At 60.5% G+C, this 24,366-nt stretch carries 26 protein-coding genes and 1 tRNA gene; 14 read left to right on the plus strand and 13 right to left on the minus strand.

Features of this window, described 5'->3' with window-relative positions; all coding sequences use genetic code 11:
- Nucleotides 1–18 precede the first annotated feature (18 nt).
- Entirely contained in the window at nt 19–1,038 is a 1,020-nt protein-coding gene (locus ACQUSW_RS08390; RefSeq protein WP_428931834.1) for a LysR substrate-binding domain-containing protein, read from the minus strand.
- Nucleotides 1,039–1,104: 66 nt separating this feature from the next.
- On the opposite strand from ACQUSW_RS08390, the gene ACQUSW_RS08395 reads away from it, so the two are divergent.
- The 7 genes from ACQUSW_RS08395 to ACQUSW_RS08425 all read left to right on the plus strand — a co-directional run bounded on the left by ACQUSW_RS08395 (nt 1,105) and on the right by ACQUSW_RS08425 (nt 8,443).
- A complete protein-coding gene (locus tag ACQUSW_RS08395; protein ID WP_428931835.1) occupies nt 1,105–1,791 on the plus strand; it encodes a dienelactone hydrolase family protein in 687 nt (228 codons plus the stop codon).
- Nucleotides 1,792–2,020: 229 nt separating this feature from the next.
- Complete coding sequence (locus tag ACQUSW_RS08400) at nt 2,021–2,554, plus strand: ester cyclase (RefSeq protein ID WP_428931836.1); 534 nt, start codon at nt 2,021–2,023, stop codon at nt 2,552–2,554.
- 5 nt (nt 2,555–2,559) lie between these two features.
- Complete coding sequence (locus ACQUSW_RS08405; protein WP_428931837.1) at nt 2,560–3,411, plus strand: DUF427 domain-containing protein; 852 nt, start codon at nt 2,560–2,562, stop codon at nt 3,409–3,411.
- Nucleotides 3,412–3,419: 8 nt separating this feature from the next.
- On the plus strand, nt 3,420–4,544 hold the full coding sequence (locus ACQUSW_RS08410; protein WP_428931838.1) for an ABC transporter ATP-binding protein: 1,125 nt from the start codon (nt 3,420–3,422) through the stop codon (nt 4,542–4,544).
- A 49-nt stretch (nt 4,545–4,593) separates the two neighbouring features.
- Nucleotides 4,594–5,760 carry a hypothetical protein gene (locus tag ACQUSW_RS08415; RefSeq protein WP_428931839.1) on the plus strand — a complete coding sequence of 389 codons (1,167 nt, stop codon included), beginning with the start codon at nt 4,594–4,596 and terminating at the stop codon, nt 5,758–5,760.
- Nucleotides 5,761–5,825: 65 nt separating this feature from the next.
- On the plus strand, nt 5,826–7,655 hold the full coding sequence (locus tag ACQUSW_RS08420; protein ID WP_428931892.1) for an ABC transporter permease: 1,830 nt from the start codon (nt 5,826–5,828) through the stop codon (nt 7,653–7,655).
- A gap of 356 nt (nt 7,656–8,011) precedes the next feature.
- Nucleotides 8,012–8,443: an NUDIX hydrolase gene (locus tag ACQUSW_RS08425; protein WP_428931840.1), complete on the plus strand. Its 432-nt coding sequence runs from the start codon at nt 8,012–8,014 to the stop codon at nt 8,441–8,443.
- Here ACQUSW_RS08425 and ACQUSW_RS08430 read toward each other — a convergent pair.
- On the minus strand, nt 8,440–8,880 hold the full coding sequence (locus tag ACQUSW_RS08430; RefSeq protein ID WP_428931893.1) for an aminoacyl-tRNA deacylase: 441 nt from the start codon (nt 8,878–8,880) through the stop codon (nt 8,440–8,442). The genes ACQUSW_RS08425 and ACQUSW_RS08430 overlap by 4 nt on opposite strands.
- A 143-nt stretch (nt 8,881–9,023) precedes the next feature.
- Nucleotides 9,024–9,539: a DNA helicase gene (locus ACQUSW_RS08435; RefSeq protein ID WP_428931894.1), complete on the minus strand. Its 516-nt coding sequence runs from the start codon at nt 9,537–9,539 to the stop codon at nt 9,024–9,026.
- A 124-nt stretch (nt 9,540–9,663) separates the two neighbouring features.
- On the opposite strand from ACQUSW_RS08435, the gene ACQUSW_RS08440 reads away from it, so the two are divergent.
- Nucleotides 9,664–10,221 (plus strand): peptidylprolyl isomerase, encoded by a 558-nt coding sequence (locus ACQUSW_RS08440; protein ID WP_428931841.1) that lies wholly within the window; start codon nt 9,664–9,666, stop codon nt 10,219–10,221.
- Between the two features lie 159 nt (nt 10,222–10,380).
- Complete coding sequence (locus tag ACQUSW_RS08445; RefSeq protein WP_428931842.1) at nt 10,381–11,124, plus strand: rhomboid family intramembrane serine protease; 744 nt, start codon at nt 10,381–10,383, stop codon at nt 11,122–11,124.
- Between the two features lie 238 nt (nt 11,125–11,362).
- Here the strand turns inward: ACQUSW_RS08445 and ACQUSW_RS08450 are convergent, their stop codons facing one another.
- Entirely contained in the window at nt 11,363–11,599 is a 237-nt protein-coding gene (locus tag ACQUSW_RS08450; protein WP_428931843.1) for a cell division protein CrgA, read from the minus strand.
- A gap of 54 nt (nt 11,600–11,653) precedes the next feature.
- On the opposite strand from ACQUSW_RS08450, the gene ACQUSW_RS08455 reads away from it, so the two are divergent.
- Together ACQUSW_RS08455 and ACQUSW_RS08460 are read left to right on the plus strand one after the other, a co-directional pair.
- The gene (locus ACQUSW_RS08455) at nt 11,654–12,439 is read left to right on the plus strand and encodes a class E sortase (RefSeq protein WP_428931844.1); all 786 of its coding nucleotides are present in this window, start codon (nt 11,654–11,656) and stop codon (nt 12,437–12,439) included.
- A complete protein-coding gene (locus ACQUSW_RS08460) occupies nt 12,439–12,597 on the plus strand; it encodes a hypothetical protein (RefSeq protein WP_428931845.1) in 159 nt (52 codons plus the stop codon). Before ACQUSW_RS08455 ends, ACQUSW_RS08460 begins: the two co-directional genes overlap by 1 nt.
- 76 nt (nt 12,598–12,673) lie before the next feature.
- Here the strand turns inward: ACQUSW_RS08460 and pknB are convergent, their stop codons facing one another.
- The 7 genes from pknB to ACQUSW_RS08495 are packed head-to-tail and all read right to left on the minus strand — an operon-like array spanning nt 12,674 to nt 21,493.
- Nucleotides 12,674–14,374 carry a Stk1 family PASTA domain-containing Ser/Thr kinase gene (gene pknB / locus ACQUSW_RS08465; protein WP_428931846.1) on the minus strand — a complete coding sequence of 567 codons (1,701 nt, stop codon included), beginning with the start codon at nt 14,372–14,374 and terminating at the stop codon, nt 12,674–12,676.
- Between the two features lie 50 nt (nt 14,375–14,424).
- Nucleotides 14,425–16,173, minus strand: a complete 1,749-nt coding sequence (locus ACQUSW_RS08470) for a protein kinase domain-containing protein (RefSeq protein WP_428931847.1) — start codon at nt 16,171–16,173, stop codon at nt 14,425–14,427.
- Entirely contained in the window at nt 16,170–17,627 is a 1,458-nt protein-coding gene (locus ACQUSW_RS08475; protein WP_428931848.1) for a peptidoglycan D,D-transpeptidase FtsI family protein, read from the minus strand. The genes ACQUSW_RS08470 and ACQUSW_RS08475 overlap by 4 nt, the downstream gene beginning before the upstream one ends.
- Nucleotides 17,624–19,009 (minus strand): FtsW/RodA/SpoVE family cell cycle protein, encoded by a 1,386-nt coding sequence (locus ACQUSW_RS08480; RefSeq protein ID WP_428931849.1) that lies wholly within the window; start codon nt 19,007–19,009, stop codon nt 17,624–17,626. Before ACQUSW_RS08480 ends, ACQUSW_RS08475 begins: the two co-directional genes overlap by 4 nt.
- Before the next feature lie 2 nt (nt 19,010–19,011).
- Nucleotides 19,012–20,244: a PP2C family protein-serine/threonine phosphatase gene (locus tag ACQUSW_RS08485; protein ID WP_428931850.1), complete on the minus strand. Its 1,233-nt coding sequence runs from the start codon at nt 20,242–20,244 to the stop codon at nt 19,012–19,014.
- Nucleotides 20,245–20,252: 8 nt separating this feature from the next.
- Nucleotides 20,253–20,768 (minus strand): FHA domain-containing protein FhaB/FipA, encoded by a 516-nt coding sequence (locus ACQUSW_RS08490; protein ID WP_428931851.1) that lies wholly within the window; start codon nt 20,766–20,768, stop codon nt 20,253–20,255.
- Complete coding sequence (locus tag ACQUSW_RS08495) at nt 20,765–21,493, minus strand: FHA domain-containing protein (RefSeq protein ID WP_428931852.1); 729 nt, start codon at nt 21,491–21,493, stop codon at nt 20,765–20,767. Before ACQUSW_RS08495 ends, ACQUSW_RS08490 begins: the two co-directional genes overlap by 4 nt.
- 138 nt (nt 21,494–21,631) lie before the next feature.
- On the opposite strand from ACQUSW_RS08495, the gene ACQUSW_RS08500 reads away from it, so the two are divergent.
- Nucleotides 21,632–21,715: transfer RNA gene (locus tag ACQUSW_RS08500), tRNA-Leu, on the plus strand.
- 79 nt (nt 21,716–21,794) lie between these two features.
- Here ACQUSW_RS08500 and ACQUSW_RS08505 read toward each other — a convergent pair.
- A complete protein-coding gene (locus tag ACQUSW_RS08505) occupies nt 21,795–23,078 on the minus strand; it encodes a tyrosine-type recombinase/integrase (protein ID WP_428931853.1) in 1,284 nt (427 codons plus the stop codon).
- A 49-nt stretch (nt 23,079–23,127) separates the two neighbouring features.
- Nucleotides 23,128–23,721, minus strand: coding sequence for a helix-turn-helix domain-containing protein (locus tag ACQUSW_RS08510; protein ID WP_428931854.1), 594 nt, complete (start codon nt 23,719–23,721; stop codon nt 23,128–23,130).
- A gap of 98 nt (nt 23,722–23,819) precedes the next feature.
- Here ACQUSW_RS08510 and ACQUSW_RS08515 point away from each other — a divergent pair, with 98 nt between their 5' ends.
- Together ACQUSW_RS08515 and ACQUSW_RS08520 are read left to right on the plus strand one after the other, a co-directional pair.
- Nucleotides 23,820–24,038 carry a helix-turn-helix domain-containing protein gene (locus ACQUSW_RS08515; protein WP_428931855.1) on the plus strand — a complete coding sequence of 73 codons (219 nt, stop codon included), beginning with the start codon at nt 23,820–23,822 and terminating at the stop codon, nt 24,036–24,038.
- A gap of 112 nt (nt 24,039–24,150) precedes the next feature.
- Complete coding sequence (locus ACQUSW_RS08520; RefSeq protein WP_067190824.1) at nt 24,151–24,357, plus strand: hypothetical protein; 207 nt, start codon at nt 24,151–24,153, stop codon at nt 24,355–24,357.
- Nucleotides 24,358–24,366: the final 9 nt, after the last annotated feature.

Below are 24,366 nucleotides of genomic sequence, written 5' to 3' on the forward strand. Positions count from 1 at the left end.
GATTGCTATACCGCGGTGTTATACCGTGTCGGCAAGCGCATTGCGCCGCCGCTGATGGTCGCTCGAGCGAGCCTCGTCAAACCGCCTGCGAACCGATGCCCCTTCGCGGCGCAGGGCTGCCAGTAACCTTTGCACAGCCGGTGCCGACCAGCGGTCGGCCACCGTCGTGAAGCCCACGGGCCACTGCAGAGTGTCAGGCGCACCGCCCACGGGAACGATCGCCGGATCGTTGTCGATCACGAGCCGCGGCAGCACACCAATGGCTCCGCCGCGAACAATGAGCTCTTTTGTGATGGGAAGAAGCGTGCAGTCCACACGCTGCTGGGGGAGGGGCAGGCCGTGTGCCGCAAAAAGGTCTTCGACCTGTGTGCGCAAAACGGTCTGCTGCACTGGCAATACCCATGGAAACTCGCGCAGCTGCGCAAGAGAAGGGGTGGGCATGGTGGTGGCAGGATGATCGGCTGCCGCGACGATAAGAATCGGCTCGCGGTAGAGCGGTTCGGTCGCTAAGCGCTGATCGGGTTCGGTGGGGTGAATGCGCCCTACTACGACGTCGAGTTCACCCGAGAGCAGTTCAGTGCGCAACGTGTCGGGAGTGGCCTCACGCACAACAATCGTCACCTCGGGTGCTTGTTTACGCACCGCCAAAATGGCGCCCGGTAAAAGATGGCTCGAGGCGGCCAAGTGGGTACCCACGCGCACGGTTCCGCTGCGCGCCATAAGCAGGTCGTCGATGTCTTGGCCGGCACGATTGAGCTGACCGAGCACCGCCTGCGCATGTTCAATAAATGCGTGGCCAATTTCGGTGGGGGTTACTCCGCGCGGGCCGCGGTCAAACATGCGCGCGCCCACAATTTCTTCTGCTTCACGGAGCGAACGAGTAAGCGCGGGCTGGGCAATGTGCAGGTGCTCGGCGGCAGCAACAAGGCTGCCGTGTTCGGCCAGTGCGCACACCAACTGCAGATGCCGCAGCTTGAGGCGGCCGTTCAAAAGTCGCCCGGCGGGAGAACCCGCAGCGGGCAGTGTGGCGTCACTCATACCTCCATTGTGGCGTTTGGATCCAGTTTTTACTACAACGCCCCGTGATGCACCTATGCTCGGGCCATGTGTTTCCCCAATGACAGCCGGCCTCCCCAGTTTCCTGGGCCCCGCACCGCGATAACCCGCACCAACCGCACGGTCGTGGCGCATGACGGCACCGTTATGGATGCCGTCGAGGCGCGCCCGAGCACTGCAGCACCGACCGTAGGAGTCGTGGTGATTCATGATGGGCGCGGGTTGCATCCGTACTACGGCGCCCTGGCCGAAGAGCTCGCTGCGAGCGGCTTTCACTGCCTGGCTATTGACCTTTATGCGCGCACGGCAGGCAGGTTGCCCCGCGGTGACGACTTTGTTTCGGGCGAGCATTCGGCGCAGCTGCAGTGGCGCACCGTACAGCACGATCTTGAAGCAGCCACTGCCCTGCTGCGCGCTGATAACCCCAATCTGCCGATCGCCGTGATCGGCTTCTGTCTGGGTGGTCGGCTTGCCCTGCTCGCCAGCACCATGGCGCAGCTTCGCCTGCAGGGCGCAGTCGCTTTTTATGCCCAAACCAGGGGAGCGGCGCGCAGTGATCTTCCTGCACCCGATCAACACATTGACGCCATCACGTGCCCCACGCTGTCTATTTTTGGTGGCTCCGACGAGTTGATTCCGGCCGAGGAGATCGCAGCCTGGCAGGCGGCGGTGGCGCAGGCGCAGCATCCGGCACACGTCGTGGTCTACCCCGGTTTGGGCCATAGCTTTTTTTGATCGCACCAATACCAGAACAGTTCTTGGCCAGGCAGAAGGCTGCGCGGATGCGGCTCGAAAAACCGCGGATTTTCTAGGGAAAATGCGGCATTAGGGCGATCAGCCTGCACGAAGCTTGAAAGCCCGAGCCGCAGGCGTAACCATTGCCAGACGCTCTGAACTGTGCTTGTCTCATGCCACTTGACTTCACAACGTGGATACAGAATCCAGTACAGTTTAGGAGCCCGTCATGGAAGACGTCGCAGCCCGCAACAAGCAGATCGCCCTCGAAGTATGGGGCAACGACCTGGCATCACACAAAGCGCACCCCGATACACCCGGATTCCGCGAACACTTCGACAAGTACTACACGCAGGACTACTGGAACCACGCCTCAGAACCCGGCAAAGACCGCGGCTTCGAAAACGCCTACATGGTGCGCAAAGCATTCCTCGAACTCTTCACCGACCCCAACTTCGTTATCGACAAAGTCGCCGCCGATGGCGACCTTGTCTTTCTTGAAGGCCGCTTCTCTGCCAAACACACCGGACTCACCCTGTACGGCATTCCCGCCACCGGCGTTGAAGTGAGCCAACAGCAGGTACACATTCTGCGCTTCCGCGACTTCAAAATCTCGGAACACTTCGTCGTGCGCGACGACTACGAAATGTATCGCCAAATGGTGCCCGTCGAACAAGACGGCGGAATCCTGCGCCAGGTCGACACCGAAAAATACGACAACGAACGGCAGGCCGCTCACACCGAGACAGCCGCCACGGAGTAACACCCATGAGCAATTCAACGCCCTTCCTCATTGAAGACAAGGTCATCGAACGAGAACAAGACCCCAGCCGCTTCGCCCTCGAACTCGAACCCAGCGGCCGCATGGTTACCGTCGTCGTCGACGGCATCACGGTGGCCAAAAGCATCAACGTGCACCTGCTGCACGAGTCGAAGCACATGCCGGTCTACTACTTTCCTCAAGAAGATGTGCGTATGGACCTGCTCACCCCCTCCGGGCGCACAAAAACCTTCGACTCCCGCGGTCCCGTGCACTACCTGAACCTCGACACAGGAAAACGCACGATAACCGATGCCGCGTGGATCCACGACGCGCCGCCGTCTGCGGCATCCGGGCTTCAGGGTCTTGTCGGTTTCTACTGGGCCAAAATGGACCACTGGTTTGAAGAAGACGACGAGGTATACAAGCACCCGCGCGACCCCTACCACCGGGTCGATGTGCTCAACAGCTCGCGTCACGTTGAAGTGCAGGTTCTCGGCGAAGTGGTCGCCGAGAGCATGCGCCCGCGACTGCTGTTTGAAACGAGCCTGCCCACGCGGTACTACATTCCCTGGGCCGATGTACGACAAGAACTGTTCGTACCGTCGTCAACACGCTCGATCTGCCCATACAAAGGCGAAGCCGAGTACTACTCCATTCAGATCGGCGATCAGCTGGTCAAAGACATCGCATGGGTGTACCGACGCCCTGTTCCTGAATGCCCCAAGATCGAAAACCTTGTGTGCTTCTACGACGAACAGGTCGACGCGATCATCGTCGACGGCCAAACCCAAGCCCGCCCGCAAACCGCATGGTCAAAAGCACCGACCATTCGCACGGTAACCGCAACCGAAAGCTGAGAAGTGCCATGACCATAACAGCCGCCGGTGGCCGCCTCGTCGTCGACAGTCTGCAAAAACACTACGAACTCGATGGCACCGAGGTTCCCGTCGTCAAAAACGTCACGTTCACGATCGAACCGGGCACCTTCTATTCGCTGTTAGGGCCATCCGGATGCGGCAAAACCACCACCCTGCGCTGTGTAGCCGGCCTAGAAACCAGTAACGGTGGAGAAATTTCACTCGACGGCACAACCCTGTCGACAGCAACCACCCATATTCCGCCCAATAAGCGCGACATCGGCATGGTGTTTCAGAACTATGCCATCTGGCCGCACATGAGCGTCTTTGCCAACGCCGTTTTTCCGCTGCAAGTATCGGGCGGAAAACTTCCCAAAAATGAGGCACGACTGCGTGCCATGGAGGCACTCGAGCTCGTGCAACTCGACCACCTCGCGCAGCGACCGGCAACCGCCCTCTCGGGCGGACAACAACAGCGCCTCGCCCTCGCCCGCGCCCTCGCACACCGACCACGGCTGCTGCTGCTTGACGAACCGCTCAGCAACCTCGACGCAAAACTGCGCGACACCATGCGCAACGAACTGCGCAGCCTGCAACAAGAACTCGGCATTAGCGCACTGTATGTGACCCACGATCAGTCTGAAGCGCTATCGATGTCTGATCGCGTAGCAGTCATGAACCAGGGCCGAATCGTGCAAGAAGCCGCACCCCGCGACCTCTACAACCAGCCCGCCGACCGATTCGTGGCCGACTTTGTCGGACGCGTCAACATGATCGAGGCCACCCTCCACGACCGTGACAGCGCGGGCGACGCAATCGTCGAAGCCTTCGGCACGCGCATGACCACCCCCTGCCCCGGCGAAATACGCCGAGGCGAACAGGTGACCGTCACATACCGACCCGAAAGTGTGCGCTGGCACGAAGCAGCCGTTGACCGGCCGAACGTACTACCGGCACGCGTCATCCGGGTCGAATTTCTCGGCGAAATCGTGGAATACGAAGCCGAAGTTCTCAACGGAGATCAGAGTGTCGGCACTCTGGTCGCCCGTGGCGCGCCCTTGGCGACGCCCCCGGAGGGCGAAGTGATCTATCTCGAACTCACTCCGCAAGCGTGCCGCGTCATAGCGGCCTAGCCGACACCTACCCGTAACCCGGATCCACGTCAGAGAGGACACACGGATCATGAGAAAACACTGGAGCGTCATCACCCTGGCCGCTGCCGGCGCACTAATTCTGAGTTCGTGCAGCTCGGGTGGCGGCGAAGCCGCACCTGCCGCTGTCGAACCCGACGACACTGTCGCCAGCAACGAAATCACGTGCGACGCCGTACAGCTGGGTGCGTTTACCCGCTGCGAAAACTTTTACGACGACTATTGGCCTGAAATTGATCGGCAGCTCGACGCGCTCTACGAACAGGCCAAAGAAACCGACGGTGGCCGCGTTGTTATTTGGGACTGGTATGAGCTGAGCCCCGACATTATCCAGCTGTTTACCGAGCGGTATCCGGGCCTCACTATTGAAACCCGCGGGCTCACCTACAACATTTCTTCTGCCATTATCTCGGCCAAGGCCACCGGTAGCCGAAACACCGACATTGTCTCTGGCTCACTCGTATCGATGATGGCGATGTACGACGAAGGATTCTGGGAAGACGTCGACTGGACCACATTCGGTGTGCCAGAAGAGTTCTTTGAAATCGGTGCCCCCGAACTGATGCCCGACAGCATCAACGGAACGCTCATGCAGTACAACAGCGACAAAATCGACGTACCCGAAACCCTCGAAGGCCTGCTCGATGAGAAATACAAGGGCAAAGTTTCGGTAACCGGATGGAACCCGATCGTGTTCGCCGGCTACGGCATGGCCAACGGCGAAGAAGCCATGGTCGACCTCATCACCGACCTGAAGTCGTCGGGTAACCTCACCCTGCTAGAAGACCAGAACGCTCCGCTGTCAAGCGGTGATGTACCTGTTGCCCTCAACCAGACGCTGTTCAACCCGAACCCCTCGCTCAAAGTTGCGCCCTTCGAACACTCGGGTGTTTTTGCGCAGTATTCGGGTGTGAACGTTGACGCGAAGAACAAGCCCGGCGCCATGCTCTGGACACTGTGGAACGCTTTCGACCCCGACTGGCTCAACCTGCGGATGACCGATGAGCGTTTTGCTACGACACAGGTGCCGTATGCCGGTCTACCCACGTCGCTGTTCGACTCGGCGGAGGGTCTCATGAAGATCAACGCTGACGCTCTGCTGCTGGGTATCACGGACGGCGCAGAAACAGAGACACAAGAGACGCGTGATCAATGGAACGACATGATCAACGCGGCCGACGAGGCACTGAACGGATAACCATGTTTCAGCGAGGACGGACCACGAAAGCGATGCGGTCGCGACCCACCACGATGACCGTGGTGATGATCATCGCCGGCGGAATCATATTTCTGCTGCTGGCATTGCCACTGATCATTCAGGTCATCACAGCATTTCGTGGTCCGTTCCTACCATTCGGAGTCTCTTCGGCCCAGTGGGGTGTAGAAAACTTCGTCACCCTGTGGGGTTTGCGTGACGACTTCTGGTCGGTCATCGGGTCAACCGCGGCCTTTGTTGGGGGAGCAACAACGCTGGGGCTACTGATGGCGTTCGGGTTGGCATGGGTGACGGTACGAACCGACGCACCCATGCGGGCCGTGATCTCAGCGCTCGTGATTGTGCCGTATATCATCCCGCCCATTGTGAAGGCCCAGGCATTTTTGCTCATGCTTTCGCCAGAAACCGGCGTACTCAATCAGCTGTTGCGACTGCTGCCATTCACTGGCGATGTGCCCATCAACCCCTACGCTTTTCCGACGCTCATTGTTATTCAGTCGCTCACTAGCGTGACGTTTCCGTACCTGATGATTGTGCCGATCCTCACCAATATGGATGGCTCGCTCGAAGAATCAGCGCGTGTCTCGGGGGCTTCTTGGCCAGAAACTCTGCGTCGAGTCACGCTACCCATGCTGTGGCCGGGCCTGCTGGGTGTGGCCGTGCTCACTTTCATTTTGGGGCTGGGGAGCCTCGAAGTGCCGCTGCTGTTCGGCCAGGAGTCGGGCAAGTCGATCTTTGCCCTCAAACTCTGGGTGCTCATTAGTGCCCGCTCGGGCGAACTACCGCAGTACGGCCTGGCCGCAGCCTGGGGTCTCATCTTCTTAATCATCACCACGATCGCCTTCTTCATCTACCTGCGGGCCACACGCGATGCCGAACGCCGCGCCTCAGTCTCGGGTAAGGGTTTCCGCCCCACCACGATGCAGTTGGGTGTGTGGAAAGTTCCGGTCATGATCGCTGTGGGCGCATTCGTGCTGCTGACGGCAGTTCTACCCCTGTTTGCCCTATTTTGGTCGGCAATTACGCCGTACCCGATCGGCTTTTCACTCGATGCCGTGCTCAATCACACGCGGTTTTCAGCCTTCGGTGCCGTATTCGCCGACGGTGAGTTTTGGGCATCCCTCGGCCGCACCGTGCTGATCGCCGGTGGTTCGGCAACCCTCGCCTGCGTAGCCGCGACCGTTCTCGCCTACGGTATTGCACGCAGTAAACCATCGTTCTGGACGAAAGCGATGGACCTCTTCGCGTCATCCTCCGTGGCGATTCCCGCAACCATCGCCGGTTTTGCGATGTTCTTGCTGTTCATGGTGATCAACCCGATCATCCCGCTAGCGGGCACCATCCTGGCTCTCATCATCGCCTACTCGTACCGGGTATCGATCGCCTACCGGGCCTCATATAGCGCGACGCTACAGATTCGAAAAGAACTCGAAGAAGCCGCGGTCGCCAGCGGGGCGAGCAGGCTCGAAGCCTTCCGTCGCATCATCGCGCCGCTACTGGCACCGACAGTCTTTGCCGTGTGGATCCAACTGTTTATTCTGGGCACCAATGAGTTCACGCTGCCGGCGTTCTTGGCCACCCCCGAATCCCGACCGCTGTCGATGTACATCTACGCCATGATCAACCCACGTTCCGCACAGCTCTATTCACCCGACCAGGGTGCAGCGATGGCGTTGATATTCACCCTGATGGTGTTCATCATCGGTTACGGACTGCAGGCAGTTCTCTCGCGGCGCTCCTTCACCGCGGCCGCAAAACGGCACGGCCCTGTGCTCCCAGGAGCCGACCCGCTCGGTGGTGACGACCCGGCCGACCCCTCGGCAACCGTCACGATCGCGCTCGGACGCCATACGGCCGGCAAAAAGCGGGGCCGGTAACTCGACTGCGGGGCGCGAGGATGGTGGCTAACCCTCGCGCCCCGCCTTACTTCTTTGCATCCTCCGCGTCGGCGCTCTTCTTGCGCCTACTTCTTGCGCGTGCCCTCCCGCGCTCACTCATTCGCCGGTTACTTCTTGCGCGACCGGTCACGACATGCCGTGTGTTTGCGTGTGGTGCGGCGTGTTGTGTCCTGTGGTGGGGTTTGTGTCGGGTTCTTTTGCGCGACCGGTCACGACACGCCGTGTGTTTGCGTGTGGTGCGGCGTGTTGTGCCCTGTGGCGACCCGCCGCGATCCAGGTAGGTGCCACGGCCTCAAGCATCCGGATGCTGTGCCCCGGGCGACTACTGTAAACCTATGGATATTCGCGTTGCCGCCTACGCAATCATCACCGACGACAACAATCGGGTGCTCCTTGCTCACTGGCGTCACGATAGGGGCGCCGCGTGGACTCTGCCGGGCGGGGGGCTCGAGCCGGGGGAGGACCCGGCTGATGCTGCACGCCGTGAAGTGTGGGAAGAAACCGGGTACGAGGTTGTGCTTGATGAGCTTCTGGGTGTTGATTCGCGGGTTATTCCCTTGGAACAGCGGCTGAGCGAGGGCAAGAAGGTTCCGCTGCACACGCTGCGCATTATTTATCGGGCCCATATTGTTGGCGGGGAACTGCGGTTTGAAACCGGTGGCTCAACCGACAAAGCCGCCTGGTTTCCACTCGATGAGGTCGCAGATCTGCAGCAAGTGAATCTGGTCTGGACCGGTCTCGCGCTTGCAGGGCTTAGCAGCGTTTAAGCGCGCTCTTCGGGCTCAGAAATATCGGCGACCGTAGCGTTATATGCGGCGATGAGGTCGTCGGCGTCGACGAACAGACTGTAGCCGCGGGTTCCGGCACCCATCGCGATGCGTCGGCCGATGATGGATGAACCGGCGAACACGGGCCAGTCGTGCGTGCTGCCGATGGGAACGATCGCGCCGCGCTCATAGCCTGTGGCCTCGAGGGCAAGCTCAGGCTCCGGCATCCGGAGTTTATTGACGCCGACAACCGTGCGCAGCCGTGCCCACGAAATGCGGCGACCACCGGGCACGAGCGCAAAAAGATAGGCAGGAGGTGCCCCCTGCGGAGTATGCCGTTTGACGACAATGGTTTTGACGATGTCGTGCTCGGCGATACCTAAGCCTGCAGCGGCTTCGGCCAGGGATGATGCGGCGGGCCGGGAGCGAATTTCAATCGCAAGATCACGCGCTTGCGCCGCGGCAGTAACGCGAGTGTGGTCGGGACCCGAGTGACGAGTGCCTGTGCGGTCAGCAGGCGGAGCCTGCGAAGACACACGAGTGAGCGGATCGTCATCCGACCCGCTCACCGGTGAAGAAGTCACGCTTCGGGGTTACCGAGCGGGTCGTCAGCAACCCACAGTTCGTCGTCGGTGCGCAGCGCCTGCCATGCGGCATACAGCACGCCGACACCGGCGGCAACACCCAGCACGATTGCGATGACCGAACCGAGACCGCGTTTCTTCGGCTCAGGTTCGGGAACGAAACGTGCCGGAACAAACCGCGAACCTTGCGCCATGGCGCGACGCTTCTGGTTTGCGACATCCCACGCTGACATGGCCGTGCCCATCAGAGTGCCAACGGCAGGCACGACCCGGTTGTCGACAACGTTGCGAGTAACCTTGCGGCTGCGCTCGACAACGGGTGCAACCCGGTGATCATAAACATCTTGTACCGCCGGAACGACCTGCTCACGACCAAAGTTGCCCAGCTGGCGACTCGCTGCACGGGCCACGTTTGCGGCGTCGTTCACGAGAACCTGCTGCGACTCCCATAGTCGGTTAGCGTCGTTCTGCAGTCGACGGAGTTCCTTCTTGCGTTTGCGGCTGAGGCCCACGGTGCCCTCCCGATCGAGTTGCGGTTCGGAATCTTCCATCTTGCCAGACGTAAGCCCGGTTCACCCGAATACTGGCTGAACTCGAAGAAACCTGGTACTGAAAAGCTCTGCGAGAATAGATGTCATGGCTAACCCCACACATGTTGCGACTCTGCACACGAACCACGGCGACATTGTCGTCAACCTTTTTGGCGACCACGCTCCGCGCACGGTAGCGAACTTCGTTGGTCTCTCTGATGGCACCGGAAAGTGGACAAACCCCACCACCGGCCAGCCGGGTGAGGGCCCCCTCTATAAAGACGTCATTTTTCACCGCATCATCCCCGGTTTCATGATTCAGGGCGGCGACCCGCTCGGTCAGGGTATCGGCGGGCCCGGATACACATTTAATGATGAGATCCACGGTGAACTGACGTTCGACGCCCCCTACAAGCTGGCCATGGCCAACGCTGGTCTCCGCCAGAACGCCATCACCGGCGCGGCCGAGGGAACCAACGGGTCACAGTTCTTCATCACCACCGAACCAACCCAGTGGCTGCACGGCAAGCACACCATTTTTGGTGAGGTCGCCGACGATGATTCGCGTGCCGTTGTTGACGCTATTTCGGCTGTCAAGACCGGCCCGGCCGACCGCCCCGTCGACGACGTCATTTTGCACTCGGTCGATATTGCCGCAGTGTAACGAGCCACGAACAACACGATGACCGACGCTTCTTCGCGCGACAACTTTTGCTACCGGCATCCGTCGCGTCAAAGTTTTGTGCTGTGTCAGCGATGCACGCGCACGGTGTGCAGTGAGTGCCAAACTCCTGCACCCGTGGGCGTCATCTGCCCCGAGTGTATGAAACAGCAGCGCCGCGAACAGTCTCCTGCTCAGCGCAAAGCGCAGCGTCATTCGGGCCAGGGCCGCGTTGCTGCACTTGTCGGTGGCCGGATGCCGGTAACAAACATCATTCTCATGGTGACCGTGGCCGTGAGCTTGCTGGGCATGATCCCCGGCACGGTAGGTAACACGGTGAAATCGTCGCTGCTGTTTTATGCCCCGTACCTGTATCCGCAGCTTTTCGTTAATGCCTCTTTTGAGCCGTGGCGGATGCTCACCGCGCTCCTTGTACACTCTGGCTTTCTGCACCTGGCGCTCAACATGCTGGGCCTGTGGATGCTGGGCCGCATTCTCGAGCCGATAGTGGGCAAGTGGCGTTTTCTTGCGCTCTATATTTTGAGCGGTCTGGGCGGGTCTGTTGCGGTCGCGCTCATTTCTCCGGGATCAGCGGTCATCGGGGCATCCGGTGCAGTATTTGGTTTGATGGGTGCGCTGTTCTCGATTGGCCGTCACATGGGCGCCGATGTCGGCGGCATTGTGATCATCTTGGGTATCAACCTGGTGATTGGTTTTCTGCCCGGCAACAATATTTCATGGCAGGCGCACGTGGGTGGCCTGGTGGTGGGCGCCATTATTGGTTTTATTTATGCCCGCACGGCCCGACACAAAAGCGCCACGATGCGCGTTCTGTTGCTGGCAGCGCTCACGGCCGTGCTGCTGATTGTGGTGGCTGTTGTGCCGCCCGTACTGCTGACACAGTAAGAGACGGCGGTAGCCCACTCATTCACAACGCTGTCCACAGGTTATCCACATGCCTGTGGACAGCGTCTTTTTTGCGTTAACCGCATAGTTATCCACAATATTCATCCACAGCTGGGGAGAATTACATGCATGTTATTCACATGTGCACAGCCTGTGGATAACTTTTCTGTGGATAGTCACGAGGGCAAAGAAAAGGCGCTCTCGAACAGTACCGAGAGCGCCGGGCGGAACGGGACAATTATCTCCAACGAGTGGTCATAAGAAAACCGATCATGGCGATGCCGAGACCGATGAGTAGGTTCCATGCCCCAATCGAAGGAATCGGGAACTGTGAACCACTGATGTAAAACACCAGAATCCACACGAGACCAAGGAGCATGAAGCCCACCATGACGGGCTTGAACCAAACAGCATTCGGAGCATCACCATCGGGGTGCTCAACAACGGGTTCTTCGGACTTACCGGATCGTGCCATGCGCACAGTCTACCCATCAGAAAGCATTCACCTAGAGTCGATAGGCTCACCGCTATGACGAGCGCGACCGCAAGCCATCCTTCACGCCGCTCATTACGGCGTGCCCGGCGGCCACGAGCCACGTTTGGCAGCGTTTTGGGTGAGCTTTTGCTCACAGCGGGTGCTGTTGTTTTGCTGTTTGTAGCCTGGCAAATGTGGATCGGCGACATCATTATTGGTGCCGAGAACAATGCGCGCGGTAACGAGCTGTCATCATCGTGGTCGAATGGGCCTGCCCCCGAGCCGCCGCCGCTGCTGGAGAACCCTGACGACCCGGATGCTGCGCCGCAGTGGGAGGCTCCCCGTATGGAGCATCCGGGTGAGGGTGAGGTTGTTGGCGTCATGCGGGTGCCCCGTTTTGGCGACGACTACGCGACCGAGCTGGCCGGTGGTGTGACGCGACCGATCACACTCGATAACGGCTGGATCGGTGTTTATGATCAGTCGGTTATGCCCGGTCAAGAGGGCAACTTTTCTGTTGCAGGGCACCGCACAACCTGGGGCGCGCCGTTGCGCCACATCGACTCGCTGCGGTTGAACGACCCGATCATTATCGAGACCGAGGAGGGCTGGTACACGTACCGTTTTCGTACGCTCGAGTATGTGACGCCTGATCGCGTCGATGTGCTGCTGCCTGTTCCTCAGGTGCCTGCCGCGAACACGGGCGAAAAGTATCTGACGCTCACGGCCTGCTCGCCGCTGTATTCGCTGGCTGAGCGTATTGTTGCCTACGGTGTATTTGAGGGTTTCCAGCCGCGCGCCGAGGGCGAACCCGATTCACTGCACGAGGAGGGACTCTGATGTATGGAGCACTGTGGCGGCTCTTGCCGGGCCCGTGGGTGATCAAGCTCATTCTGCTTCTTGCGTTGATCGCAGCGGTTCTTTATGGTCTCTTCTGGTATGTCTTCCCGTGGTTGAGTCCCATTATTCTGCCGGGTGACATCGTTATCGAAGAATAATTATTGCCGGATGCTGCGCACGGGCCCCATGCTGCGGGCGCAGCCCTACTCTCGGCACGCTTATTTGCCCGCGCGCCTATTCTCCTGCGCAGTAATTCAGCTCGACGGTTGACCGGATCGTGACGTCTCCGGGAGCGACGGACATGGAGGCGACCGTGTACGGGTCGGTGGCGGCACAGTCGTCGATGGCGACGGTTGTGGCGGTGAGTCCGAGTTTTTCTAGCGCGGCAACTGCGGCAGACAGCTCCCAGCCTTTGACGTCGTCGACAGAGACGACACCGCTGGCGACGGTCAGGTCGATCACCGAGCCGGGGACCACTTCTGAGTCGGGTACGGCGTCGACGCCGTCAATAACGGCTCGGATAACAGTGCCCTTGGCCAGTTCGGGGTCGTTGCGCTGTAAGACAACGCCCACGACGAGCCCGGCCTTTTCTATTTGTTCGCGCGCCGTGGCTTCGTCGAGCCCTTCAAGTGACGGCACGGTCACCATCTCTGCTCCCGACGACACGTAAACCGTGACGCTCTGGCCGGGTTCGAGATGTGTTCCGGCACCGGGCTCCGAACCAATAACGTTGCCCTTTGCTACCTCGCCGTTGGTTTGGTCAATGCGCACGGCAACGAGATCAACGGCCAACAGATCGGCTTCTGCACGTTCCCACGTGGAGCCTTCAAGAACGGGCACGGTGCGTGCGGTGGTGGGAATTTGTGGCACCGATCGGATGCTCAGCACCCAGAACAGCACCGACACGAGCAGAATCGCCAGAATCGCTATGCCGGTCCAAATCCAGGCGACGGGCGGGCCGGTTTGTGTGCGGGTAACGGTTGTGTCAGAGCTCAGCTGGCGCAGGGTTCGCGCGGTCTCCGCGGCCTGTCGAGGGTCGGCACCATACAACTCGTTCGACAAAGCGCCCAGCTTGCGTTTGGAGGGCGCCTTGCCGGTGGCTGCTTCGTCGAGGGCGCGCCGAAAACTCGCTGCGTCTTGGTAGCGTTGGAAGGGGTCTTTGGCCAGGGCCGTGAGAACAACGGGGTCGAGTGCACCAGGAACTTCAGTGTTTTCTTCTGTCGGAGGAACGGGCGCCTCACTCACGTGCTGATAGGCCACGGCAACCGGTGTTTCACCCCGGAAAGGAGTGCGCCCGGTGAGTAGCTCGTACAGCACAATTCCGGCTGAATACAGGTCGGTGCGGGCATCGACCTGTTCGCCCTTTGCCTGCTCGGGAGAAAAGTAGGAGGCCGTGCCAATGATCTGCGTGGTCTCGGCCACGGTCGATGATGAGTCAGAGACGGCACGGGCAATACCAAAATCCATCACCTTAATGGTGTCTGATTCGGTGACCATCACGTTGCCGGGTTTAATGTCGCGGTGCACAATACCGGCCCGGTGCGAGTATTCGAGGGCTTCGAGAATCCCGTCGACGTACCGCAGCGCATCGGCAACAGGAATAGGCCCCTCAGCGATCACATCTTTGAGCTGCTTGCCGTGAACCAGTTCCATGACGATAAACGGCACCGGGTCTTCGCCCTCGGTCGACGAGTCTTCGCCGGCATCGAACACTCGCACGATCGACGGGTGCGACATGCGTGAAGCGGCCTGCGCTTCGAGGCGAAAGCGGGTACGAAAAGCGCGGTCGTGAGCGAGCTTGGGATCGAGTATCTTGACGGCAACTTCGCGATCGAGGCGCATGTCATAGCCGCGGTAGACGCGAGCCATTCCACCCTGGCCGATCATCTCGTCGACGCGGTAACGCCCAGAAAGCACGCGCTTGCCGCTGGCCACCAATCGCCCCCCTTACTGACTTACTGAAGTAACTGTCTTAGAGTAACTGTTTATTCGCTCTCGTCTTGTTCAGGGTCGTCGGGGGCAGGAGAAGCAATCGGTTCGCTCATCTGGGGCGAGTCGCCCGAGGTGCGGATGTCGCCGCCCGAACCACCCGAGCAGGTGGCCGAGTAGGTAGCTGTGACGACACCACCGGGTGCGTTGGCGACGATGATGGGTGAGTTCAGCTGCTGGGGCGAGAACGTTCGCTGTACGTCACCGTTATCGAACGTGGCGCCCGTGAGCGTCACCTTGTATCCGCTGACGTTGCCCGTGCCGCTGGGGCAGGTGAAGGAGTCCCACTGCAGCGTGACTGTCTCGCCGGCAAGGGCTTCGCCGTCGAGCCACGGGGCCGACTCGGGCGCACCGACAGGAACACGGTCACCGTAGATCGTGAGCGTGATGAGCGAACCCTTATCGACGGAGCCGCCGCTGGGATCAGTCTTGTAGACCAAACCAATCTGGTCGTCGCTGGGCGCGGCGTCTCCCGTCACACAGGTGGCGTCAAGCCCTGCGTCTTCGGCCGTGGCCACACCCTGATCACACGATTGTCCTATGAGGTCGAGTGATGCCAGCGACACCCGATTGCTTTCGGTCGGGGTCGGTGTAGGCGTTGTGGTGGGTGTGGGCGTGCTTGTCGCAGTTGCCGTTGGGCTGCTTGGGTCGGGCTCAGGCTGCGAGTCACCGTTGAGCAGAGCGAACAGTGATCCGCCGAGTACGAGCACCAGCAGTGCGATGAGCGCGATGAGCGGCCACGTCCAGGGGCTGCGCTTCTTCTTTTGCGCACCTTCTTCGTCGGCTGCATCGTCGGTGGGCAGCGGCGTTGTTGCTGGCAGCATCATGGTGGCGTCTTCGCCGCCAACACCTGCAAACAGCTGGGTAGTAGCATCCGGGCTCTCTTCGCCATTAATGGCAGGAACCGCGATGGTTGCCGACTGCAAGTCACCACGGCGCAGAGCCTGAGCTGCGCGGGCAACGGATGCCGCAGACGAGGGTCGATCGGCAGGTTTCTTAGCGATCATCGCCATGACCAGGTTTTGCACCGGGCCGGGCACGGTGGCCGGAAGAGGCGGCGGTTGTTCGTTAATTTGCGCCATCGCGATTGCCACCTGCGATTCGCCCGTGAACGGGCGCTTCCCGGCAAGGCATTCGTAGGCAACAATACCGAGCGAATAGGTGTCGGTAGCGGGGGAGGCGGGGTGGCCGGATGCCTGTTCGGGAGACAGATACTGCACCGTACCCATGACCTGGCCCGTCGCCGTCAGCGGCACCTGGTCGGCAATGCGCGCAATACCGAAGTCGGTGATCTTGACGCGGCCGTCGGGGGTGATGAGAAGGTTACCCGGCTTAATATCGCGGTGCACAAGACCTGCGGCGTGCGCGGCCTGCAAGGCAGCGGCGGTTTGCGCAACGATGTCGAGCGTCTTATCGGCGCTAATGGCACCGTCGCGCTCCAGGATGGTTGACAGTGCCTCGCCGGGCACCAGCTCCATCACCAGATAGGCGCTGCCGTTTTCTTCGCCGTAGTCAAAGACACTGGCGATGCCCTCGTGGTTGACGAGTGCTGCGTGCCGGGCTTCGGCGCGGAAGCGCTCGAGAAAACCGGGATCACCCATGTACTCGTCTTTGAGGATCTTGATGGCGACGGTTCGACCGATGACGTGGTCAGTTGCTTCCCACACCTCGCCCATACCGCCAATAGCAATTCGAGAGAGCAGCTCGTACCGCCCACCGAACGACACACCCTGCGTCGGCCTCATTTGCCCAGCACCGCCTCTATGACCTTCTTAGCAATCGGGGATGCAATGCCATCCCCGGATCCGGACTGATCCATGCCCCCGCCGTCTTCGACGACAACCGCCACTGCGATTTTCGGATTGTCGGCAGGCGCAAATCCGGTAAACCACAGTGTGTAAGGGTTGGTGTCGCCGTTTTCGGCCGTGCCCGTCTTTCCGGCCACGTCGACTCCGTCTATTCTTGCACCCTGAGCAGCACCACTATCGACACTTGCGACAAGTGCAGAAGTAATAGCCGCAGATTGTTCGGGCTCGAGAGCACGCCCAAACTCGGAACTTTCAAATTCTTTCAATACCGATAGGTTGTCGCTGATGACACGGTCGACCAGTCGAGGGTTCATAACAACGCCCTCGTTGGCTACGCCAGCGGCCACCATCACCATTTGCAGGGGTGTGGCGCGCACATCGCCCTGCCCGAATCCGGTGAGTGCCACTTTGTCGGCAGAGAGGCCTCGCGGGTAGGTCGAGGCTGCGGCTTCGAGGGGGGTTTCAAAATCGCTGTTAAAACCGAAGCGTTCGGCCGTCTCTAAAATTCCCTTGGCGCCAACCGCGACAGCAAGCTCGGCCATGGGAATGTTGCAGCTCATGCTGAGGGCATCCCGGATGCTGACTGTTTTACCCGAGCCGCAGGTGCCACCCCATGCGTTGCGCACGGGCGTTGTTGTGCCCGGCAGGGTATAGGTGGCGGGATTGGGCAGTGTGGAGTCCATGGTGAACTTGCCCGAACTGAGCGCTGCTGCCACCGTGACGATCTTGAACGTTGACCCCGGCGGGTTCATGTCGCCGCCGAGCGCGCGGTTGTAGAGCGGGTTTTCCGGGTCGTTGTCGAGTGCGCTGTAGGTGTCTTCGACAACATCGGCGTCGTGCACCGCAAGTTCATTGGTGTCGAAACCGGGCGTCGAGACCATGGCAAGAATGCGTCCGGTCGATGGCTCCATCGCGATGACGGCGCCCTGGTAGCCCTCGAGTGCGTCGAAGGCTGCCTGCTGTGCCACCGGGTCAAGACTGAGCTGCACATTCGAGCCTTTTTGCGGTTGTCCCGAAATAATGCGTTCGATGGTGGAGAAAAACTGAGTGCTCGAGGTGCCGGTCAGGTAGCTGTTGAGTGCACGTTCGATACCCGTCGCGCTACCCAGTACGGGGTTGTAGAAACCGGTGACAGCACCCCACATGAGCGGATCATCGTAAACCCGCTGATACGTGTAGACGTCGTCGGAGCGCGTTGACGTTGCGATCGGGGTGCCGCTGGCAATAATCGAACCACGCTGCACCTGGTAGCTGTCGAGAAGCGCCCGCTTGTTGAGGTCGTTCTGGGCCAGTGTTTCTGCCTGCGCCACCTGAATCCAGCTGATGGCCGCAAATAGCGAGAAGAACATCAGCAGCATAAGCAGGCTCAGCCGCCGTAACTCTTTCGTCATCCGATCACCACCCTGGGTTGCCGTCGTACGCCATCAGATATGCGTAGGAGAAGGGCAACGATAAGCCAGTTTGCTACAAGTGATGACCCACCGGCTGCCAGGAAAGGAGTCGTGAGACCCGTGAGAGGAATCACGCGGGTGACACCGCCGACCATGATGAAAACCTGCAGACCGATCGTGAAGGAGAGCCCCGTGGCCAAAAGTTTGCCAAAATCGTCTTGCCCCGCAAGACCGATACGCAGGCCGCGGCTAACAAAAACCATGTAGAGGCACAGGATGGCGAACAGCCCGATGAGCCCGAGTTCTTCGCCGAGGCTCGGGATAATGTAGTCGCTTTCGGCGAGCGGCGTCAGGTGCGGGCGGCCCTGACCCCAACCGGTGCCCAAGAGACCACCGTGGGCAAGCCCGAAGATACCGCTGACCAGTTGATAGCTGCCGCCGGTTGCCTCATACACTTCGGGGTTGAAAGCGAACAACCAGTTTTCGAACCGGCCATACACATACGAGATAAACCGGGTAGCAAGCACGGCTCCGATGCCGACGAGTGCGAGCCCGATGATGACCCAGCTTGTTTTTCCGGTGGCCACATAGATCATGGCGATGAACATGCCAAAGATCAGCAGCCCGGTACCGAGGTCGTGCTGATAGATGATGATGCCGAGTGAGATCAGCCAGACCACGATCACGGGGCCCAGTTCCCGCATCCGGGGCCATGTGATGCCGAGCACGCGGTGCCCTACCGACGACAGGCTTTCGCGGGTGCGCACCAGATAGCCGGCGAAGAAAATGGCGAGACAAATTTTTGCCAGTTCACCCGGTTGGAAGGCAAAGAGTCCGCCCACGCTCACCCACACGTCGGCGTTGGCTTCATCAATACGCAGGCCCGGAATAAGCGGCAGAAGCAGCAGCACAATACCGACGAGACCAATGATGTAGGTGTAGCGAAACAGCACACGATAGTTGCGCAGCACCACGACAACAACAATGGCGCCGGCCAGCGAAATAGCTGTCCACGCGAGCTGTTTGTTCGAGAACGCTGCCCATCCGGTGGCGTCATCGGCAAGGTCGAGTCGGTAGATCATGGCGATACCCAGGCCGGTAAACACCGTGGCGATCGGCAGCACGAAAGGGTCGGCATTGGCTGCTACAAAACGCAGCACAATGTGCAGAGCAAAGGCGAGCAGTGCCAGGCCGCCACCGATGAACAAGATCATCGGGTCGATCGTGTCGAGGGCACCCAGTTGTACGAGTGTGATGGCAGCGCCACTGACAACGCTGGCAAAAATGAGCAGCCATAGTTCGCGGTTGCGCTGGGTTTGTGGGCCCCGGATGCGTCGTAGCGCACGGATGACGCTGGTATCGGCGTGAACGTCGTTACTCATGTTCATCCTCTCGCTGATTGTCGGAGCCGTTCGATGATGGCTTCTGCATCGTCGAGCGAGCTGGCGGTAATGGTTTGCTGCACCTGTGCGCGCACAAACAGTGGAAGCTCATCGACCGTAATATCGGTCTCTGAGTACACATTCGACAGCGAAATAGGGCCTATATTCTGCTGGATTCCTTGAAAAATCACGACCGTGTCGTCTTGTGCACCCACAAAATATCGGGTCTGCGTCCAGTTGTAGGCACCGAATAGTGCGGCAGCGAACAGCGTAATAACAACAACCAGGCCACCAAACCAGGCCCAGCGGCGGCGTTTGGCTCGGCGCCGGTCTTCTTCTATCAGCTCTTCAAGGTATTCCGCTGCCGGTTCAAAGTGCGAGGGCTCGTTGGCGGCCTGACGCCCCGGATGCAACCAGCTGGGCAGCAACGGCCGGGCAGCCGGTACGACCACACCCTGCGGGTTCGACGCGGCACCCACAATGGTGGGGGTGCCAGAAGTCACCGGATGCTGCCCGCCTACGTCAACGATGACCATCGTGACGTTATCGGGTGCTCCGCCGTCAAGCGCCAGCTTGAGCAGATGGTCGGCCGTGCGGCCCGGCGGAAGGCTGTACCGCAAAACTTTGAGCATGTGTGGGTCGTCAACAACGCCCGAAAGGCCGTCGGAGCACAGCAGCCAACGGTCGCCCGGCTGCGTGGGCATGACGAACATGTCGAGCTCAGGATCAATATCCATATCGCTCAACACCCGCATGAGCACCGACCGGCGAGGGTGATATCGGGCTTCTTCGGGCGTGATGCGCCCGGTATCGACCAGCCGCTGCACAAAAGTGTGATCGGCAGTGATTTGGGTGAGTTCGTCGTCGCGATACAGGTAAATGCGCGAGTCGCCAATGTGGCCGATCACCGCATAGTCGTCGACCATGATGATCGCGCTCAGCGTGGTGCCCAAGCCCGAGAGCTCGGGTCGCTCTTTCGCCGCGATCTTGAGGTCTTCCGCCGCCGTGGTCGCCGCGGCCTGCAGGGCAGCCTGTGCCTCATCGGTTGTTGTGTACGGCTGGTCGAGGCGCTCCATGCGCTGCACAGCAATGGTCGAGGCCACATCGCCGCCGGCATGACCACCCATGCCGTCGGCGACAACAAACAGGTTCGCTCCGGCATAGCCGGAGTCCTGGTTGTTGGCGCGAACCCGCCCGGTATGCGAGATCGTGGCGCTGGAGCCTTCAAAAACCATGGTGTTGCTTACGCCCGCAGCTCGAATGTTGTCGCGCCCACTTTGATGGAGCTACCCAAAGACACCTGCACAGGCGAAGTCACACGGTTACCGTCAAGGAACGTGCCGTTCGTGGAATCAAGATCTTGCAGCATCCACTTCTGCTCCCACGGCATAAGCCGAGCATGATGGCTCGACGTATAGTCGTCACGAATCACCAAACCCGACTCGCTCGAGCGCCCGATCGTTAAAGGATCAGCACCCAACGGCAACTCCAAGCCCGCTTTTGGTCCCGACGTAATGACCAGACGCTTGGCCGAGGTGAGCGTGGCCGGTTCGCCACGACGAGGCGCCGACACGGGCGGACTTGCAGCGGCGACCGGTGCAGCACCGCCACCGCCGCCCGAAGCTTCGGCCGTCTGCGGCATCCGGCGCACTTTAACCCCAAACAGGTCGGCGCGCAGTGAATAGACGACGGCGAAAACGAAAAACCACATCAGTACGAGGAAACCGATGCGCAGTAACAGCAGTGTTAGTTCGCTCACGGCATCCCTCCAAAGGAAGAGTGTGGGCCATCGGATGCAGCCCGAGTGCGGTCAGATACAGGAACAATACGGAAAGCGAGTTCTGTGCGACCAATCGTAAAGACAGTGTCGCTGGGAAGAGCAGCCTCTCGAATGCGCTGACCATCCATGCGAGTGCCGTTGGTTGATCCTAAATCACGCAGCATCGCTCGCTCGCCATCCCACAGCACTTCGGCGTGCTTTCGACTCGAACCCGGGTCAGAAATAGCCACATCGGCTTCGCTACCGCGACCAATAATCGTGCGAGCCGCAGTAATCACATGCCGACGACCATTCTCTTCCAGCACCGCCTGCCACGTGACCCGGCCGCCACCACGCGCCGTATCGGAGGTGTCGACCTCGACAGTGCCCGTAGCGACATCCGAATCCGCCTGCAATGAGATAGCAAGACGGCCCGTAAGGCTATAACCCTGATCACGCACGTGACGAGAAATGAGCGTATGCATCTCATCATTCAACGCAGAACCCAGCCGCTCCATCGACGCCGCGTCTTCAGGGCTCAAACGAACCGTGTACGCACTGGGAGCAATAATGCGGTCACGGCTTACCACCGCCGCATTCGTATCGACAGCCCGACGCAAAGCAGAAGCAATCTCGACCGGTTGGATACCGCTGCGAAAGGTCTTAGCAAAGGCGCTATTTACGGCGCGCTCAAGACCTTTCTCAAAGCTATCTAGTATTCCCACACGGCTCCCAAAATTGACGACTGTAGGGCCATCGTAGCCAGGTGACCTGGATAGCAGGGTAGTGTCACCCACGAATGGGCAAAACTACCGTGCCGACCGTGCTATCCTCGTGAAGTTGGTTCGCACGCGAGCCACACTGCGCGAGTGGCGGAATTGGTAGACGCGCTGGCTTCAGGTGCCAGTGCCCGCAAGGGCGTGGGGGTTCAAGTCCCCCCTCGCGCACGCGAATGAAATGGCCCCTGACCTGGGATTTAGTTCTCCGGGTTGGGGGTCATTTGCATCGGAAGTGCTAGAAAAAGTGCTAAGCGTTCCCGAGATGGGCGGCGAAGCGGGTCACGGCCGACCTCTGCATAGTCGGGGTGACGTGGGAGTAGATGTTCATCGTCGTGGTGATCGTTGAGTGCCCTAAACGCTCTTGCACGACCTTAGGGTGCTCCCCGAGTTCGAGCAGCAGCGTCGCGTGCGTGTGACGCAGCCCCTTGATCGTGACGCGGTGCAGGCTGTCGAACTTCGCGGTCGCCCACTTCAAGCGGCGATCCCATCGGCTCGTCATGGCGTCGGGTGAGCGCAGCTTCCCGTCGTCGTCTCCGAACACATAGGCGTCGGCTTTCGCCAGCTCGAACGAGACCTCAGCACGGGCGACCTTGTAGCTCGCGAGCACTTTGAGGGTTTCGGCGTCCACGTCGATGACGCGGGCCTGCCCGGTCTTGGGCGGCTTCGTCTTCGTCCAGTCGTCGGTATCGACCGCGCGGCGGATGCTCACCCGCATTGCCTTGCCATTGATATCGCTCCACTTGAGCGCCAGCGCTTCACTGCGTCTCATGCCGGTGTAGGCGATGAGACGCCATAGCGGGAACAGCTCGTCTTCCAGCTCGTCGCGGTTCCAGGTGAGGAACAGAGCGAGCTGCTCGGCTGTCCAGGTCGCGATCTCGGGCTTTTGCGCCCGTACCTCGCTCGTGGTCGGGGCTTTCACGGTGCGCTTCTTCTTCGCCGGATTCAGCGTCAGGTGCCCGTCGTCTATCGCGGCATCGAGGATCGCGCCCAGCACGACATGCACCTTGTGAACCGAGTTTGCCGAGAGCGGCTTGCCCTTACCGTATTCGTCCTTGCGGCCGTGGTCTTCGAGGTCTCGGTAGTGGCGGGCGATCCTGGTGGCGGTGAGCTTGTCGAGCCGGATCGTGCCGAGCTGGGGCTTGATGTGATTGCGGATGATTTTCTTGTATCCCTTGATCGTGGATGCCGCGAGCTTCAAGCCCGCCGCCCACTCATCCGCATACGCGCCAACGGTGGGTACCTTGTTTCCGAACTTCTCGTTCTGTTTCCGCTGTTTCAACGCCTCCTGCAAGGCGTCGTTGGCTTCATCGGTGCTGGTGAACCCGGAGCGGGTGAGACGCCGCATTCCCATCTCGGGGTACTCGGGGTCTTTCAGGACGTAGATTTGGAACCGCCACCGCTTGCCCTTGTCGGTGTCGTAACCCTGGATCGAGCCGGGCTGCCGAGAGCGGGAGCGTCGCGCCGGTTTCACCTCCTCGCCTGCGGGGTCTGCGCCGGGGTCGTGCCTGGCGGCTGTGGCCCTTCGTGCCATTGCCTCATCCTTTCTGCTGGGTGAGCGGTCGCGCTGGGGTGCGCGAGGACTACTCGGTGCCGCCTGGCGCGAGGCGGTCGAGGAAGTCGGGGCCGCTGAATACGCGCCCGCTCGGGTCGATCTGTTCGCCTCGCACCCGGATGAACCTGGCGCGTTCCCGCTGCTCCGCGAGACGCTGCATGTAGGTCTCGGTGCTGGGGAGCTGGTCGCTGCCGGGGATGTTGAGGGAAGACTCGTAATACTGGATGCGGTTCTGGCAGGCGAACCATTCCTGCTGCCAATAGGTCAACAGCCCCTCCGGGGTGAGCGTGAGCCAGCCCTGCATCCACTTCTCGATCTCTTCCGTCAGATACTCGCCAGGCACCCCCGTCACGCCGCTTGCTGCGTCGGGCGGGGTGAGGAGCGCGGCCGGGGTTGTGCGTAGCAGGTAGGCGATCACGGTGAGGTCGTCCACGTCCACGCGGCGATCCCCGGCTTCGAGCTTGCTGATCCCCGACGGGGAGAGTTTTCGACCCGCGTCGGTCAGCAGCTTCGACATGGTGCGCAAGTCCATGCCGATCGCTTGGCGGGCCGCACGGATGTTCCCTGCGACGTACTGGTTGGTGTCTCCTGGCGGGTTACCCCGCACCCTCTCCGTTTCCATGCTAAGAACATACATGGTTGTACTTGACACAGCAAGGCTTGGCTTCTACCGTGGTAGGCACCCCTCAATCTCCCTGTATCGGATCGGACGGTGACCTCATGCGGCAGAGCACCCTGGACATGGACGACCTCCGCAAGCGGCGCAGCCTGGTCATCACCCGCAAAGAAGCCGCCGAAGCACTCGGGGTTGATCCGCGCACGATCACCACGAGCATCAACGAGGGAACGATCCCGCATGTGAAGCTCGGGCGGCGCATCGTGATCCCGCGCGAGAAGTTCCTTGCCCTCTTCGCCGACGCCACCCCCGACGAGTCGTAGGCGGCGCGCTATGGCGGTGCCGATTCGGCACCCCCGCGCCGAGTTCCCCGAGGAATGTCGGCGGCACGGCGTAGACTGAACCCGTAACGCCGACCACAAGGAGGCACCCCGCATGGCTACGAAGACACGCGTATCCGAGGCGCACGTTCAGCGCGTCATTGCGGAAGTGCAGGCCGGGCAGCAGACGGCAGGCGAGGAAATGACTCCCGAGGGTCTGGAGTTGCTGGCTCGCCAGGTGCGCGGCGAAATCACTGTAGACGAAGCCGTCGAAGTGATCGCCGCTCGCACCCGCGCACGCCTCGCCGCCCGCACCGTCTGAACCGTATTG

Source organism: Microbacterium luticellae (genome assembly GCF_050408645.1).
Taxonomy (GTDB): Bacteria; Actinomycetota; Actinomycetes; order Actinomycetales; family Microbacteriaceae; genus Microbacterium.

Coding starts and splice junctions, on each gene's coding strand:
- ACQUSW_RS08420 (WP_428931892.1), top strand. CDS start 5,826: ATGATCATCGCCGGCGGAATCATATTTCTGCTGCTGGCATTGCCACTG.
- ACQUSW_RS08460 (WP_428931845.1), top strand. CDS start 12,439: ATGTATGGAGCACTGTGGCGGCTCTTGCCGGGCCCGTGGGTGATCAAG.
- ACQUSW_RS08515 (WP_428931855.1), top strand. CDS start 23,820: ATGCGGCAGAGCACCCTGGACATGGACGACCTCCGCAAGCGGCGCAGC.
- ACQUSW_RS08415 (WP_428931839.1), top strand. CDS start 4,594: ATGAGAAAACACTGGAGCGTCATCACCCTGGCCGCTGCCGGCGCACTA.
- ACQUSW_RS08455 (WP_428931844.1), top strand. CDS start 11,654: ATGACGAGCGCGACCGCAAGCCATCCTTCACGCCGCTCATTACGGCGT.
- ACQUSW_RS08505 (WP_428931853.1), bottom strand. CDS start 23,078: ATGGCACGAAGGGCCACAGCCGCCAGGCACGACCCCGGCGCAGACCCC.
- ACQUSW_RS08390 (WP_428931834.1), bottom strand. CDS start 1,038: ATGAGTGACGCCACACTGCCCGCTGCGGGTTCTCCCGCCGGGCGACTT.
- ACQUSW_RS08480 (WP_428931849.1), bottom strand. CDS start 19,009: ATGAGTAACGACGTTCACGCCGATACCAGCGTCATCCGTGCGCTACGA.
- ACQUSW_RS08475 (WP_428931848.1), bottom strand. CDS start 17,627: ATGACGAAAGAGTTACGGCGGCTGAGCCTGCTTATGCTGCTGATGTTC.
- ACQUSW_RS08440 (WP_428931841.1), top strand. CDS start 9,664: ATGGCTAACCCCACACATGTTGCGACTCTGCACACGAACCACGGCGAC.
- ACQUSW_RS08450 (WP_428931843.1), bottom strand. CDS start 11,599: ATGGCACGATCCGGTAAGTCCGAAGAACCCGTTGTTGAGCACCCCGAT.
- ACQUSW_RS08410 (WP_428931838.1), top strand. CDS start 3,420: ATGACCATAACAGCCGCCGGTGGCCGCCTCGTCGTCGACAGTCTGCAA.
- ACQUSW_RS08520 (WP_067190824.1), top strand. CDS start 24,151: ATGGCTACGAAGACACGCGTATCCGAGGCGCACGTTCAGCGCGTCATT.
- ACQUSW_RS08510 (WP_428931854.1), bottom strand. CDS start 23,721: ATGGAAACGGAGAGGGTGCGGGGTAACCCGCCAGGAGACACCAACCAG.
- ACQUSW_RS08425 (WP_428931840.1), top strand. CDS start 8,012: ATGGATATTCGCGTTGCCGCCTACGCAATCATCACCGACGACAACAAT.
- ACQUSW_RS08395 (WP_428931835.1), top strand. CDS start 1,105: ATGTGTTTCCCCAATGACAGCCGGCCTCCCCAGTTTCCTGGGCCCCGC.
- ACQUSW_RS08445 (WP_428931842.1), top strand. CDS start 10,381: ATGAAACAGCAGCGCCGCGAACAGTCTCCTGCTCAGCGCAAAGCGCAG.
- ACQUSW_RS08400 (WP_428931836.1), top strand. CDS start 2,021: ATGGAAGACGTCGCAGCCCGCAACAAGCAGATCGCCCTCGAAGTATGG.
- ACQUSW_RS08470 (WP_428931847.1), bottom strand. CDS start 16,173: ATGAGGCCGACGCAGGGTGTGTCGTTCGGTGGGCGGTACGAGCTGCTC.
- ACQUSW_RS08405 (WP_428931837.1), top strand. CDS start 2,560: ATGAGCAATTCAACGCCCTTCCTCATTGAAGACAAGGTCATCGAACGA.
- ACQUSW_RS08485 (WP_428931850.1), bottom strand. CDS start 20,244: ATGGTTTTTGAAGGCTCCAGCGCCACGATCTCGCATACCGGGCGGGTT.